The organism is Neochlamydia sp. TUME1 (assembly GCF_000813645.1).
Taxonomy (GTDB): Bacteria; Chlamydiota; Chlamydiia; order Chlamydiales; family Parachlamydiaceae; genus Neochlamydia.
This window is the reverse complement of sequence record NZ_JRXI01000047.1, coordinates 1-15,282: the sequence shown is the minus strand read 5'-3', so window position 1 is coordinate 15,282 and position 15,282 is coordinate 1. Positions and strand designations below refer to the sequence as shown.

The 15,282-nt window shown below is 37.8% G+C and carries 14 protein-coding genes and 1 pseudogene; all 15 read right to left on the bottom strand.

What is annotated here, in order from left to right; translation table 11 throughout:
* Positions 1 to 195 (bottom strand): annotated as a pseudogene (locus DB41_RS02130) (30S ribosomal protein S3); the annotation flags it as partial.
* Between the two features lie 3 nt (positions 196 to 198).
* A complete protein-coding gene (rplV, locus tag DB41_RS02125; RefSeq protein WP_039383798.1) occupies positions 199 to 540 on the bottom strand; it encodes a 50S ribosomal protein L22 in 342 nt (113 codons plus the stop codon).
* Complete coding sequence (gene rpsS / locus DB41_RS02120) at positions 537 to 818, bottom strand: 30S ribosomal protein S19 (RefSeq protein ID WP_039383797.1); 282 nt, start codon at positions 816 to 818, stop codon at positions 537 to 539. Before rpsS ends, rplV begins: the two co-directional genes overlap by 4 nt.
* A 2-nt stretch (positions 819 to 820) precedes the next feature.
* A complete protein-coding gene (rplB, locus tag DB41_RS02115; protein WP_039383795.1) occupies positions 821 to 1,666 on the bottom strand; it encodes a 50S ribosomal protein L2 in 846 nt (281 codons plus the stop codon).
* Between the two features lie 19 nt (positions 1,667 to 1,685).
* Complete coding sequence (rplW, locus tag DB41_RS02110) at positions 1,686 to 2,021, bottom strand: 50S ribosomal protein L23 (protein ID WP_039383793.1); 336 nt, start codon at positions 2,019 to 2,021, stop codon at positions 1,686 to 1,688.
* Positions 2,022 to 2,065: 44 nt separating this feature from the next.
* Positions 2,066 to 2,755: a 50S ribosomal protein L4 gene (gene rplD / locus DB41_RS02105; protein ID WP_039383792.1), complete on the bottom strand. Its 690-nt coding sequence runs from the start codon at positions 2,753 to 2,755 to the stop codon at positions 2,066 to 2,068.
* 23 nt (positions 2,756 to 2,778) lie between these two features.
* Positions 2,779 to 3,450 (bottom strand): 50S ribosomal protein L3, encoded by a 672-nt coding sequence (gene rplC / locus DB41_RS02100; protein ID WP_039383790.1) that lies wholly within the window; start codon positions 3,448 to 3,450, stop codon positions 2,779 to 2,781.
* Between the two features lie 248 nt (positions 3,451 to 3,698).
* Entirely contained in the window at positions 3,699 to 4,238 is a 540-nt protein-coding gene (locus DB41_RS02095; RefSeq protein WP_039383789.1) for an SLBB domain-containing protein, read from the bottom strand.
* 1,698 nt (positions 4,239 to 5,936) lie between these two features.
* Complete coding sequence (locus DB41_RS02080) at positions 5,937 to 7,220, bottom strand: hypothetical protein (RefSeq protein WP_039383786.1); 1,284 nt, start codon at positions 7,218 to 7,220, stop codon at positions 5,937 to 5,939.
* A 57-nt stretch (positions 7,221 to 7,277) separates the two neighbouring features.
* Complete coding sequence (locus DB41_RS02075) at positions 7,278 to 8,195, bottom strand: hypothetical protein (protein ID WP_039383784.1); 918 nt, start codon at positions 8,193 to 8,195, stop codon at positions 7,278 to 7,280.
* 805 nt (positions 8,196 to 9,000) lie between these two features.
* Positions 9,001 to 9,948: a methionyl-tRNA formyltransferase gene (fmt, locus tag DB41_RS02070; protein WP_039383783.1), complete on the bottom strand. Its 948-nt coding sequence runs from the start codon at positions 9,946 to 9,948 to the stop codon at positions 9,001 to 9,003.
* A 71-nt stretch (positions 9,949 to 10,019) separates the two neighbouring features.
* Positions 10,020 to 10,883, bottom strand: coding sequence for an acyl-ACP--UDP-N-acetylglucosamine O-acyltransferase (gene lpxA, locus DB41_RS02065; protein ID WP_039383781.1), 864 nt, complete (start codon positions 10,881 to 10,883; stop codon positions 10,020 to 10,022).
* A 43-nt stretch (positions 10,884 to 10,926) separates the two neighbouring features.
* Positions 10,927 to 11,394, bottom strand: coding sequence for a 3-hydroxyacyl-ACP dehydratase FabZ (gene fabZ / locus DB41_RS02060; protein ID WP_039383779.1), 468 nt, complete (start codon positions 11,392 to 11,394; stop codon positions 10,927 to 10,929).
* Positions 11,394 to 12,272, bottom strand: a complete 879-nt coding sequence (lpxC, locus tag DB41_RS02055; RefSeq protein ID WP_052243801.1) for a UDP-3-O-acyl-N-acetylglucosamine deacetylase — start codon at positions 12,270 to 12,272, stop codon at positions 11,394 to 11,396. The genes fabZ and lpxC overlap by 1 nt, the downstream gene beginning before the upstream one ends.
* Before the next feature lie 816 nt (positions 12,273 to 13,088).
* The gene (gene lnt, locus DB41_RS02050; protein WP_238578400.1) at positions 13,089 to 14,657 is read right to left on the bottom strand and encodes an apolipoprotein N-acyltransferase; all 1,569 of its coding nucleotides are present in this window, start codon (positions 14,655 to 14,657) and stop codon (positions 13,089 to 13,091) included.
* Positions 14,658 to 15,282 lie beyond the last annotated feature (625 nt).

Genomic DNA, 15,282 nt, shown 5'->3' with positions numbered 1-15,282 from the left:
TTCGATTTTTTCGCTCATACGTCGAATTTTTATTTGCGAGGTACCTTGACACTGAGGTTTTTTCATTAAATACTCGCGAATTTTTTTATCTTCGACGAGTAAAGTACCAAATTCTTGCTTATTCGCATACCACTTTGAACGCCATTTTTTATTCCGAATAAGGCGGAATCCTATTGGATTAGTTTTTTGTCCCATTCCTTACTCCTTTCCTGAACTGACTATAATAGTAAAGTGACTTGTTCTTTTTAAAATCGGATGGCGGCCACCCTTATTTTTGGGCTTTGCACGTTTAAGTCTTGGCCCTTCATCAATACGAACTTCTAAAACTTTAAGATCTTCGCGGCGTATATCTAGCTGCGTTTCAGCATTAGCAACAGCGCTATCTAAGGTTTTTTTCAAGAGACGCCCCGCCTTTAAATTGCTATACAATAATTGGAGGTTAGCTTGCGGAACAGGCAGTCCTCGTATTAACCCTGCGGCAAGCCGTGCTTTACGGGGGCTAATTCTAATATATTTGCTTATTGCTTTTGCCCTATTCATTTTGATTGTGCCTCTGCTTTCTTAATTGGATGACCTTTGAAATTACGGGTAGGAGAAAATTCACCCAGACGATGTCCAACCATATTTTCTGAGACAAATACAGAAATGAATTTTTTGCCGTTATGCACTTCAAAAGTGTGTCCGATCATTTCAGGAATGATCATCGATCGTCTTGACCATGTTTTAATTGGCGTTTTGCCCCCTTTACCATTCATATCTTCAACTTTCTTATGAAGATGATGATCAATAAAAGGTCCTTTCTTAAGTGATCTTGCCATACTTATTTTTTCCTTCGATCTTTAACAATAAACTTGTTCGATTTCTTCTGAGATCTAGTTCGAAGCCCTCGTGTATACAGCGCCCATGGTGTTTGTGGGATGTTACCTTTATGCTTTCCTTCACCGCCCCCGTGTGGATGGTCTACAGGGTTCATTGCAGTTCCGCGAACGGTTGGGCGAATTCCTTTCCATCGCATACGGCCAGCTTTACCTTCTACACGCAAATTATGCTCCGAATTAGAGACCATTCCAAAAGCTGCACGGCAATTTTCACTCACCATACGCACTTCACCTGAAGGCATTCTAATCGTCGCATACCCGCCACTTCTGGCCATCAACTGAGCAGAAAGACCAGCAGAACGAACCATTTTAGCTCCTCTACCAGGAATCATTTCTATAGCATGGATGGTAGAACCCAAAGGCATAAATTTTAACTTCATGCAGCATCCTACACTAAAAGGAGGCTCATCACTTGTCTGCACTACATCACCATCTTTCAAACCATGGGGTGCCAGAATATAGCGTTTTTCACCGTCAGAGTAATTAAGCAGCGCTATATAAGCCGATCGATTAGGATCATATTCTATAGAAGCTACGCGAGCTGGTATATTTTCCTTATCTCTTTTGAAATCAATTATTCTGTAATGACGCTTATGCCCACCACCTTTATGACGGCAAGTAATATGCCCATTATTATTACGTCCATTCGTTCTTTTTTTAGGCAGCATCAGCGACTTTGTAGGCTTTACCTTAGCACGACTACCTTCTTTAGCACGAGTGAGCGTTTCATTGATCGGAAGGATTAATTGACGTGTACCCGCCGTTATGGGACGATATTTTTTTAACATGACTCTCTTCGCCTCTTATTTATACGTTATCAAGGCTATCGCCTTTTTCCAGGGTAACCATAGCTTTTTTAAAACCGGGCTTCATGCCTGAACGACCACGAACACGTCTTGCTTTAGGCTTAACGTTAATTGTATTGACAGCCACTACTTTAACATTTCTGTCGCTGTAAATTTCTTCGATGGCATTAGCAATGTCAGTTTTATTTGCTTTGCGATCGACTACGAATACATATTTCGGAGACTCGCAACGTTTCAGTGAGGGATTACTACTGGCATTTTTAAGCTCTTTCAATACCAAGGCTTTCTCTGTAACATGTTGATGTTTCACGACTTGGTAAGGATTTTTTTTTGACATTACTTGATTCCTTTCATCTATAACTTGGTGTTATTCCTTATCTATCAAGGACAAAGCCACTCAACCAATTCAATTAGGGCAGATTCCGTCACCACAATATCTTTGGCCACTAGAACATCATACCCACTAATATTAGTGGCTAGCGAAAACGAAACTTTTGGTAGATTACGCACGCTTTTAATAAAATTATCATGTTGATCATGATGAATGGACACGCGCTTTGTTTCTTCTTCAGTTTTAACTTCTGCATAATGAGCTTCACCTAAAAACATCACCCTATGATTTGCTAAGCCTGTGACCTTTAAAAAGTCGGCCATAACTTTAGTTTTAGGTTCATTAAGGACAGATTCTGTAAGAACATGTAAACGATTTGCAGCAATTTTTTCAGCAAGCAAACAGCGAATTGCAGCTTTTCGTTCTTTTTTGTTAATACGTACATGCTGATCAAATTTAGGCCTTGGTCCAAAAACACGACCACCCCCTTTATATTGAGGAGCTGAAAGCATCCCCTGGCGAGCACGTCCTCCACCTTTCTGCGGATGAGGCTTTTTTGTTGAGTGATTAACCTCAGAACGAGTTTTAGTATTAGCTGACCATTGACGAGCATTGGCTCTGATAGCGACGATATAATCTTTAATCATCTGCCCGTGCGCTTCAGCATTAGCTAATCTTTCATCAACTATCACTTGGCCAGTTTCCTGACCTTTTAAATTATATTTTTTCAGTGTTGCCACAGGATAACTCCAGAATTTTTTTACTAGCTAGCTTTTTTTAAGCTTGTTTTTTTCACCGATGGGGCAATATAAACCAATCCATGCGTAGGACCTGGCACAGCACCCTTTACAATAATCACCTGTTCTGCAGGCTTTACCATTACAACTTCTAAATTTTGAATGGTCACAGTTTCACAACCCATATGACTAGGACGTGGGCTATTAGGAAGCGAGCGACCTGGTGTTGAGCGCATACCTGTAGATCCAGCATGACGATGGAATCCCGAACCGTGTGAAGCAGGCCCCCCAGAATAATTATACTTTTTCATGGTACCTTGATAACCTTTACCTTTTGAAACTGCTGTGGCATCAACAAATTTTACTTCAGCAAAAAGGTCTATCGCTAACTCTTGGCCTACTTGGTATTGTTCAATGTTATCAACCTTTGCTTCCGAAAGGTTTTTACGTGGAGATACAGCTGCTTTGCTGTAATGTCCGCGTAAAGGTTTGGATAGACGATTTGCTAGCGTTCTCTGGTCTTTAACATGAATTTTATCAAAACCAATCTGAATAGCATTATAACCATCAATCTCTTTCTTCTTGATCTGGACAACAGCATTTGGTTGCACTTCAATAACCGTACCCACAATACTATTTCCATTCTCATCAAAAAGCTGGATCATTCCACGCTTTTTGCCCATCAGTTTAGGCGCCATATGAAAATCCTTAACCCAATATTTTGAGTATTTGAGCAATCATTTTTTTTATATTACAATCTAAGAAATGAATACCTGTATATCTAGTGCTAAGTTACGTGCGAAGCACGTTCTTAACAGAGCTAAACAAGTGAAAACATTTTTGGCAGCTTATTAAATATTTATCTAATAAAATTGCTTAAATGAAGAGACTATCAAAGTAGAGTATTTTTCTCAACAGATATTTAAAAAAAATTACTCTAAAGATTTCATTCCCCTTTACAGTTATCTCTTAAGAGCTTTTCTTTGATCAATACTTTGATAATCTCTCCATCTCTTAATTTTCTTTTTCTTTTTAGCCGCCCTACATCTGCTTTTTCTAGGGGTTCAATTAGCTTAATCAGATCCTCCATTAAAGTTCCTCTAGGAACAGTTAAAGAACCTCTTTTCTTAACAGCTCCTTCTACTCTCACTGTAATATATTCTTTGTAAGGTACTTTGATTAATTGGCTGTTGTTGACTTTTTTATTTAAAGAAATCTTACTTAGGTCCGCCTCAAGAAGAACTTTAGCTTGCTCTAAAACATTTGCTAAAGTAGCTGTTTTTTCAACGTTATATAAGCCTGGATACTCAACAGCTCCTTCTACACGTACAGTCTGATGTCTATTATATAAGTGATGAGGCTCAGAATATTTTCTAGAAGATAAAAACCGATGCTTATGAGTCAGGCAGGTCAATACGATCATAAATAAAATCAAGCAGATAATAACGACCCACTCACGCTTAGGAAGATTTTCTTTTGGAGCCATACTGTGTATACCTACCTTTTAATCTCCTGATTAGTTCAATCTCTGCATTTTTGGTAATATAAAGCCTTGTATTTAGCTATCCTCGGAAGACCTGGACTTGCTGCCGCTATAAAAGCCAGGTGTCACGTTTAGCTCCTCTATCTATGTTTCAATAAACTTCTCTACCATTTTCTTCCATTTTTGTCTTTAAATAAGCCAGCTTAAGTTTTTGTTTGAGGACATCTGAAGCAAGTAAACCTCCTCTCAAAAGCTATAAAGAATGTTTATATAAAGGTGTCGGAAAAAAATTTTTAAGAAGCCGCTACCTCTCTATGATGTGTTATGAATTGCAAAAAAGTGAATCACAGTTTTTGCTTAATTAAATTAAATTTCTACTGCAAGCTAAAGGAGATGTCTAAAATTAAAAAACGAGAAATCTAAATTTTTTGCAACTAGGGTAACAGGCCAAGACTCGAAGGAAAAGCTGCCAAGGAGGGGCCAATCTGCTCATGAAATATTTATCATTATGGCGATTAAAGAAAAGAGCCTTTCTTTTTTTTACTTTCCATGAATGTAGGTAAGCGGTTGGGATTAGATAGATAGACTTTTGTATTCTGCTTATCGCAAAGGTCTTTGATAGCTTTACTTCTTTACCTATGCCTGGGTACAAGATGCTAGGCATTAATCTAACTTTACTTCATCATTACCTTAAAAGCTCGATCATCTACTTAGGAAGTGATTCTCTAACTCGGCAATAATTGAGGAAGTAGGTAAAGTTTTTTCCTTCTTTTTGATTGGACTTAACCCATCTGAGAATAGGGTATGGCTGGGATATTACAATTACGATATAAAATTTTCCAAACTGTAGTTACAAGCATCAAAATTCAGCCCATTCCTCTTCTAGTTTAGCTTAAAGATCGTGCAGCCATAAACCTTTAAATGATACGTAAAGTTTTTAAGTCCCTTTTTTTCCCGCTCATAAAACAGGCTTTTTCCAGATTAGAGCAAGGAGAAGCGTGCATTCGTCTAGTGCCAGGCTATCTTAGAGATCCTATAGGCCTGACTTAAACCAAGCTGTCATATAGCTTATCAGCTTTGATTAAGGCCATATTCCTTGTCTATAGGCAATTAGCTATTGCCTATAAGGAACCTTAGCTTGTTCTTTGCTTAACAAGGCAAATTTAGAGAGGAGTAAAGGGGTTTCATCTTAGCAACTCATGAGATGGATACTACTGCTTTTCCTACTCATGAAGTGTCCAAGACATTTAAAGTTTGAGCAAAAAATAGAAAAAGGATTTAGATTCTTGAAAAGTCCTGCTTCTTTGTTTCTCTTTCTAAAAAAGCCAAAAAGAAGAGAAGCTCTTTTAATGGTAATGGCTCTATGCCTTTTAGGTTATTCTGCGCTTAAATATAAAATGTGAGAAAAATTTATACGAAAATGGGGAGAACTTCTTAAAGCAACTTGAGAAACCTACGCAAAAGCCCACAACATGCTGTTTTTTTTCTGTTTCCTAGGTCTGCCTATACTTTTTATAGACCCTATAATATTGCTAATTACTAATTTGAAAGAACACCATAGAATTATCCTTAAGATGCTTAAGGCTCCTTACCAAAAATTCTACTAGGGTGAAGGGGGACAAGAAATTGCGGATAAAAAAAGAGCCCTCAGCTTAAATCTGGGGGCTCTTTAAAGGTAAAAATTCTATTTTATACTAGGCTTTAGGCCGCAAAAGCCACAGGTCCTAAAGTAGTTAATCTAGTCAACTTCGCTTCTTGCTCTTCTTTATATGTCTCGTGCCTAAATGAATAGTAGAGACGAGCCATACCTACAGCAGAAGTAGCAAGCCAAGCAGCTCCTAAAGCAATGAAAAACGCAGCTGTATTGAGAGTAAGTGCAAAACCTACCAACCCCATGGCAATCGCTGCAATTTTAACTACATTGAAAGCAATAGAGAGCCAATCTTTTGTTTTACTTGCCTGATAATCTTTAACCAGCTGATCTCTTTCAACAATTCTTACTTTGCAATCAACCAGCTTCTTGTCTGCAATACTATCAAACAGAGTTGCATGTGTTGAATGTAGACGCTGCTCATATTGGCTAACCAATTTTTCACGAAGGCTTAAGAATTTCTTGTCAAGATCATTTAAATACTCCTGCTCTAAAGCATCTGCCGATGTTTTCTCAAATTTCTCTTTTCCAAATTTTGCTTTTAACTTGGCAGCTTTTTGTGTTTCATTTAAGTTCAAGAATTTAATCGCACGTTTTTTAAGCTCCCACTTATTCAATCTAAGCTTTTCTATCTCGCTGGTTACATCGCTATTTTTTTTCTGTAGCGCTAAGGATGTGTCTACCAAGCTTAAAGAGGAGCTAATAATTCCTAGTGTATCTTTAATTACACGGAGGGGTGAAAGTAAGCTAAGTACCCTAAAGAAAGGAAGTCTATTTAGCTGGACTGATACTTTAGCCAAATTCAACAGTCCCATGTTTACCAAAAACTGCCCTGTTCCAATTCCTCTAGAAACACTTCCAAAAGCCTTGCTAGCAACTTTCCAAGAGGAATCTTTGTGCCAGCCTTTAGTGACCCAGTATTTAGCATCGCCAAAAATTCCTCCCACATCTAAAACAGTATCTACTACATCAAAATGATTGTAGAGATTGTTAAAACCAGGCGTTTGTGCTTTAAAAGCATACTTAGCAAAATAAATGGAAGATTTTGCTAACTTGCAAACTGATTGAATACTCTCAGAAGTGGAAAAAGAATAAGCATAAAAAGCTACAATATGTCTTACAGCATGGCTAAAATTTTCAGACACTTTCTTAGCGCAATTAGTAATTTTATTGCGAGAAGAAGATGCTAAATTATTTGCAGGCTTATGCTGAGAAGCAGGAGCTTGCTCAACAGTAACAGTATGCCCATCTAGCTGACCTTGGATAAAATCTTCCTCTTCTCCGTAGTATGGCTCTGTTGGCGGGACGCCTTGTGTGGATGACAATGTATTCATAATTATTTTCCTTGTTTAGGGGGTTATTATTAACATTTTATTTATGCTATCCTCAGCTTATGAAATTATCCAACTGCCTGCAGCTGGTCTTTTGCTCTGGAGATTTACAAGGCGATAGTTATAAATCGCTTCCAAGAGAAAAGCTGCCAATCCGCAGCCTGCTGCTGCACAACCCATTGCTGCTATGCCAGGTACTGCTATATATCCTGTGGTAGCTAAAATCTTTAAATTAATCTCAGCTATATAAGAAGCCAAATTTACTATACTTAAAACTATTTTGTAGGTTTGCTTGGTGTCCACAACATTAGCTAAGTGTTTAACTTCATTAACAGATAGGCATAAAATCGCCATTGCCTCAATTCCTTGTAAACCTATTACTAAGGAGATCTTTGCAAACATTGGACTCATTCTTCCTAAGCAATTCGTAAGGTAAGTAAAAAGCATTGTGTTAGAGTTTACTAACCTAGAAAAATTTTTACCTATCGTTGCTTTTACCTTTAACAGGTTAATGAGTGCTAATTCATCCAGCCAAAAAAATAGGCCTCCTATATCAGCTAACAAAGAACCTATACTTGCAAATAGAGACCATTTGTTGAAAACCTTTTTATTTTTACTGTTCTCCTCTATCTCACAGTATCGCTTATTAACTAAATCATTCGCATCTATCGCCAGATCACCTAAGGTTAGTAGGCTATCAGTGGCGCTAAGAGCTCCTAATAAGCGTGCCCCTTGATAAGTATTACCCCTTATACAAGCTAATCCTGTCAGCAAATGAATGCTCAATTTGAAAACTTTTCCAAAAAATGAGCGCTCAGCAAAAACTTGAGCAATTACTTGAAAAAGATCGATAAAAAAAGCCTTTAATTCAACCCAAGTAGATTTTATATCGTACCCTAGCAAAGTATCTTTTGCTACGGAAGAGTCAGGAGAAGGCAAAAATGTTAAGTTTAAGGTTGCGCTATTTATTGCTTGCATCCTTTTCTCTCATGAAAAACCTATTAAGAATCCCCACTATACCAAGGTTTTTTATTTACCTAAAGAGAAAATAAATTTTAATGCAAAAAAGTACAATAACTAGCGCATAAATAAGTGAAACAAATATTAAAAACCAATAGGTTTTTTAAAACAAAAGATTATAATATATAGTTAATAAATTATATGAATAGCGATCGTCATAAAAATAAAAACTAAAAGTATGTTTATTCTTATTACTCATCCTTTAAGCCTGCCTTAGGATAAGCTAAGAACCCTTTTCCCTTACCTATCGACTTTGTTTTCATTGAGAAAAAAAGTTATAAAGTGAAGAAGAGCGCTTATCATTAACCTTCTAGAGGATGAAAGATATATAAGTTAAAAATATAAAATTCTCCTTTATTAGAAGTAAATCTTTTCTTACAAAGCCCAAGGAAGAAGAAATAGGGCTATAAAGACATGCAGATCATTTCTAACGAGACCTCTCCGCAAGAACAACTTTTTTTTATTAAAAAAATTATCCGCAAGATCAAGGGTCAGCGAATAAAAAGCCTACAAAAGAAGCAGGTACCGCTTTTAGCAATAATAGAAAGGATGAGTTTAAACTATTTATAGTAAGTAAAGCCCTTTTGACAAATAGTTACTAAAGGGTAGCTGCTAGCCGAAGGATAGAGGTATAAAAAAAGTCCAACGCGAGCCAAAATAAGGATTAACTTATTCATTTTAAAGGCCTTTTTCACCTTAAAAGCTCCATGCAATGAGACGGGCTAAACACTTAAATTCAGCTTATAAAATTATTTCTAATTTTTTAAATCCTAAAATCCATCTTTTTATCCTTAGGAAAGCCACGAATTAACTCTTCAGCAAGCATAGCTTTTTTACCTTCAAGCTGGAGTTCAAGAATGCGAAGCGCTCCTTGCCCACAAGCAACTATTAACTCTTCATTATCAGTAGGCAATAAGGTCCCAGCTGGCCCTCCTTGATGGGCTAAAGGAATGGTAGAATTAATTTTTAGGCGTTTTTTTTGCCCCCCTATATTCACATAGCACCAAGCACCTGGGTGAGGATACACGCCTCTAACAAGATTATGAATGGCCTTAGCTGAAGAACTCCAGTTAATCTCACAATCCTCCAATTCTATTTTTGGAGCAAACGTTGCCTGAGAATGGTCTTGCTCAACATGCTCCACACTACCTTGCTCAAACTGATCAAGCACTTCTACCAAGGCTTTGCCTCCAGCCTCGCACAGTAGACGTTCCAGCTTCCCATAGGTAGTATTGGGACCAATAGGGACTTTGACCATTTTAATAATATCCCCAGCATCCATTTTCCTTACCATATACATAATGGTAATACCTGTTTCGTTTTCTCCATTGATGATACTATGTTGGATAGGGGCGGCTCCGCGATATTTTGGTAGCAAGCTTGCATGAACGTTGATGCAGCCTTTAGAGGGCATGTCCAGAACATGTTGCTTAATAATCTCACCATAAGCAACGACTACAAATAAATCAGCCTGATAGGCTTGTAAAATCTCAGCAAATTCAGGAGCAGAAACTAATGCAGGTTGATGAACAGGTAGAGGAGGATTTTGCAATTGAGCAATACGTTTGACAGGTGTGGGCACCAAATCGCTTGAACGTCCTTTAGGCCTGTCCGGTTTAGTCACTACTGCACAAATGCGGATCTTATGATTGAGAAGATGCTGAAGGATATCTGCTGCAAACTGAGGAGTCCCAAAATATACAATTTTCATCAATACCTCTTAAAAAAAGCTGGAGACGCTTGCGGCTATTTTTTTCTAAAGCAGCCCACTCTCAAAGGAATTTATCTTTCAATTTTAGCTACAATCTCAGCTTCAGCCTCTTTTTCAGCTTGAGCTACCTCATCATCAAAATTTGTGATTCCCTCCAATCCTAATAAACCGCGCTTAGAGGAACGACAAAACTCCACAAAATGAAGAATTTCTGGAAGAGGCTCAAGTTCTCTTTCAATTTGAAGCAGCGCTTCTTCAAGACATGCTTTAGAACGGTAAACTATTTTAAAAGCTTTTCCGAGTTCTTGGCGAATCTTTAAAGAAAAACCATGCCTTTTTAACCCCACAATATTGATTCCACCAAATTTGTAAGGAATGCCTGCTCCTATCGTATAAGGAGGAACATCCCGAGTAATACGGCTCATTCCCCCGACCATTGCATATTTACCGATCCTAGAAAATTGGTGAACGGGTACAAAACCGCTAATAATAGCACAGTCTTCTACAATCACATGACCTGCAAGAGTAGCATTGTTACTCATAATCACTCGATTACCTACTAGGCAATTGTGGGCAATATGGCAATAAGCCATAATCAAGCAATCATCCCCTACCTCTACCGAGGTATTTTCTCCACAAGAGGAATTAATTGTCACAAACTCACGTATTTGACAATTTTTACCAATCTTAACAAAGGTGGTTTCACCTTTATATTTTAGATCCTGTGTTTGAGTGCCAATGCTTGCAAAGGGATAAATAGTGGTTCCTGCGCCAATAGTCGTATGGCCGTCAATATAAGCATGAGACTTAATCGTTACACCATCTTCTAACTTTACATGAGCTTTAATAATCGCAAAGGGCTCTACTGTAACTTTATCTCCAATAATAGCTCCCGGTTCAATTACGGCGGTAGGATGTATGTTCGATTTTTTCATATTCTATTTACTCAAAATAATTTTATAAAAGCTTTCTACCCTATTATAGCTGATTTTTGTCCACTAGCGCAAAACCGATTTCAGCTTCTGCAGTAATTTTATCATTCACTGTAGCCGTCGCTTGCATCCGTCCTGCTTTGGAACTTACATGAATACCTTCTACCTTGAGCATTAAGACATCCCCTGGCTTAGCTGGATTGCGAAATTTAGCATTATTGACAGTCAAAAGCACAGCTATCTTGTCATGATAGCCTTTCATATGAATCAATATACCACCCAATTGTGCTAACGCTTCTACCATAAGTACACCTGGCATAATAGGAGTATCCGGAAAATGACCTTGAAAAAAAGCTTCATTAAAAGTCAGGTTTTTCTGTCCTACGATTAAGCCCTGCTCTAAATTGATATCAAGAACTCGATCTACCAGCAAAAAGGGAAAGCGGTGAGGCAAGATTTCTGCTATTTGTTTAATATCAAGTGATTTTGGATAATCAGCTACATGAACTTCCATTAAGCACACTCCGTAATAGAGTTTAATAATTCTTTTGCAAAAGCGCAGTTAGATGCATGACCTGCCCTAAGAGCAATTACGTGCGCCTCAAATTCAATTCCTACCAGAGACAAGTCTCCAATCATATCTAAAATTTTATGCCTTACCATCTCATCGGGAAAGAAAAGCCCCCCTTTACTAAAAGCTGCTTCTTCATGAATAATTACGGCATTATCCAAGCTAGCGCCCTTAGCTAAGCCATGATCCAATAGATAAGCCACTTCTTTATAAAGAGCGAAGGTACGACAGGAAGCAATTTCATGCTTAAAATTGTAACTATTTACCTCTAATGAATAAAATTGGCAATTTAAAAGCTTAGAATGTGGATAATTCAAGGTATAACTGATCCGGTATCCATCATAAGGAAAAGCCATAATATATGTATCTTCTTGATTCCAATGAATAGGACTTTGGATTTTAATCACAGGCTTTTGTTCCGCTTGCTCAAGGATCCCGACTTCTTCGATCATATTCACAAAAGCATCGGAGCTTCCATTAGCAGCAGGCGGCTCAATCCCTTTAATTTCAATACATAAGTTATCAATATTATTGGCTCGCACAGCGGCCAGAACGTGCTCAATGGTATGAATTACCACGTTGTTAATTCCTATGGAGGTGCTACGACTTGTTTCATAGACATAATTAACAGAAGCTGGAATCCTCGGTCGATCCGGCAAATCTACTCGACAAAATGTAATACCAGCATTTTCTGGAGCAGGCACAAAGGTAATTTGTACTTCTTTTCCCGTATGAATACCAATGCCTGAGAATGAAATAGAATTTTTTAAGGTTCGCTGCTGACGATATTTTGATATCAAGTTTTGTTTTAAACCAATCACAATTCAGCTCTCTTACGCAATGGAAATGAATGAATTAAGGAACAGGGGGATTCTACTTTAACTTGTAATTTTTAGCAAGTAAAAGCTACTTTCCATTCTAAACCTTCAATAAACAGAAAACTTTAAAGTTTTTTGCTAGATAATCTTAAGCATTGCTTATTTAAAAGTAAGGCAATACCTTATAGATCCCTTCTAGGAGTTAATAAGGCTATTAAGATGGGTGATCTAATTTTCTTTGAGTCACCCCGAGCAAAGAATTTCTCCTGCCAGCATCTTAGGAGATGGGCAATTTATTCATTTAACAGCCAGGGAGTGCCAACCCTAGATCAAAATCAGTAATTTGTCTGCATCTGCATGATCGGGCCCTAATGAAAACTCTAATCTTTATCCAATTATTCGATAATGGAAATAAAGGACATTTCAGCCGGTAACCCAACTCCTCTTACAGGCTACCTCATATAGCATTCGCTTGCCTAAAGAGTTTAAAGTCTAGTAGACGCTGAAAATCCCCTGAAAAGTTTCTAAACCTGCCTCTTCTGCTAGCTGCCAAGCATTTTTATATTCTACTTTGCTTGCAACTCCATAATGTTAGTGCAAAACTACTAGCCTAACTTTTTTCCGAACAAAAAAAGACTCCAGATTAAACCTGGCTTTTCTTTAGTGTCTTAAGGTTTGATCCATTGCCTTCAATTCCCTACCCTCGCTCTCCTTATAACAACTGACAAAATAAACTAGCATATTTTCTATTGATTACCTATGCAGTTTAGGCTTATAAGAGATTATTCAATTAATTGGGGTTATAATTTTTAAGTAAAACTATCGACGAAAAAAGGAAGCTCCACCTATACCTAACACACATAGGAAGACAATAAGATAATCACCCGTTATAGAATAAAGAGTTTTGTAGGAAAAAAGCGGAACTTGCAGGTAAAGAGCGCCAGGCTTCCAAATTTTTTCATAGTAAGTATTCCCAAGGATTTTTATCTCGCGCCCAAACGCATCGAAACCGCCGGTAATTCCTGTATTACAAGCACGAATGAGAGGAATGCCGTTTTCTGTTGTTCTCAAGCGAGCATGATCACAGTGCTGCTGTGCTACCGTTGGATACCATACATCACTGGTTAAGTTAACGATTAATTCAGCTCCCTTCAGTCGATTTTCACGCATTAAATGTCCAAATGTTTCCTCATAGCAAATAGATGCTCCAAAAGGAGCATAAGCAGGAAAAATCTTAGCTTCTTTACCAGGAGTAAAGGAGCCGGTAATTCCATAAGCGGCAGCCAAGGAACGGCAAAAGGAAAAAGGGATATACTCACCCATAGGAACTAAGACACGCTTATCATATCGTTTAAAAGGAAGCCTAAATTGTTGATAGGAAGAGGGTTCAACAAACTGTGCGGAACTATAATATTCTCTATGCCCGTCAAAAAAGTCCTCCACGTCCTCCATTCCTGATAAGACAGGGGCATTAAAGATATTAGCTAATCCTTGTAGCCAATAGCCATTGGTAACCATCCAAATAGATCCTTTTTCAGTCATACATTTTGAAGCTAAGGGCTCTTGCAATAAAGGAAGAGCAGAATATGCCTTTTCTCCAAAAACCTCGAGAAAAATTTTCTTAACGTTTTTGTAGGAGTAAACAGGTGTATAGGTAGTGAAAGGCACAATAAACTCGGGTAAAGCAATTAAGTGGATATTCTTTCCTAAATGCTCTTTGCAAAGCATCAAAATTTGCTGCCATTCTGCTTCCACATATTTCACGTAGGAAGCTGTATTATGAAAGAGCATGTTTTCCTCCGTAGGGAATACAGGCTGAACAAGAACGGCGTTAAAAGTGTCTTTTATAGCTGCAGGATCGTGCATCTTTAACTGAATAAATCCAAACATAAAAGGAAAGGCGGCAAAGACAAGCCAGCAGAGCATATGCCTATAAAGCGGCCAGGCAAGCCAAGCTTTTAATGCTAGTAAGTTTACCCCCAGAACCCAAAAAGACATGCCAAAAGCTCCTCCCAGGGAAGCACTTTGAAGGGTGTATAAATTTGCGCTTAAACTAAGTCCAATAGGATTGAAAGCAATTCCTGATAAAATAAATAAACGTGACCATTCAAGAAGAGTCCAGCAACTACACAGCAGTATTATTCGATTATAACTGGTTATGCGCTGCGAGCATGCTAGCCATCCAATAAAACCAAATTGCAAACCAAAGATTAAAGCCAGCAAAACATATACAGCGATGATGTAGAGATATGGATGAGATAGGAACCAGGAAAACTGGATAAGTTGAACCATTGCAAACCAAGCGGTCGCCACAAAAAACCGTTGCCTGCGACTAGGAAAAGAAGCTAAAGCACGGAAAAATAAGGCAAAACCCATAACTGAAGCCATAAAAGAAGCTGCATGGCTCCAATAAGGCTGGCCGAAGGCGACAATTATTAAAGAAAGTATAATACAGGTAAATGTTTGTAAGCGGCTAAGCGGCATAAATTTTAAACTAGGTTAAGGTTAAGCCTAAAAGATTTTTAGCGGGTGGCGGCTTTATTTAATGTTCTGGGTAATTTTTCATACTTTTTGCCCTCACTTTGCAAAAAAAATAGCTAGAGAGGCTTTTTTTTATAAATCCAATCATAAAGGATAAGAGATAGAGCCTCTGGGAAATTAAATAAACTTAAAAAACTTCAGATGATTTAATCTTGCGGCTTAAATAAATATTAAAGCAATTAAATGTTCATTCCCCTCTTTTATCCCAACCATCTTTCGGGGTCCAGAGATAATTTTCAACAAATTATTTGTAGCCCTTAGGCCCTTAAAAAACATACAAAATTTCAGCTTTCCCTAGAATACGCAGAGAAAGAACTTAATTATATTTAACAATAGGAAGGCCGTTAAAAACTAGCTTTTAGTTAACATAACTAGCGCAGAAGAAGCATTCCTTTTTTTATGGACAGCCGTACTCTTGTTGACAAGCCGCTTACGTAGGTAAAAAACAAAGCTTTTTTACAACCTACTGGGC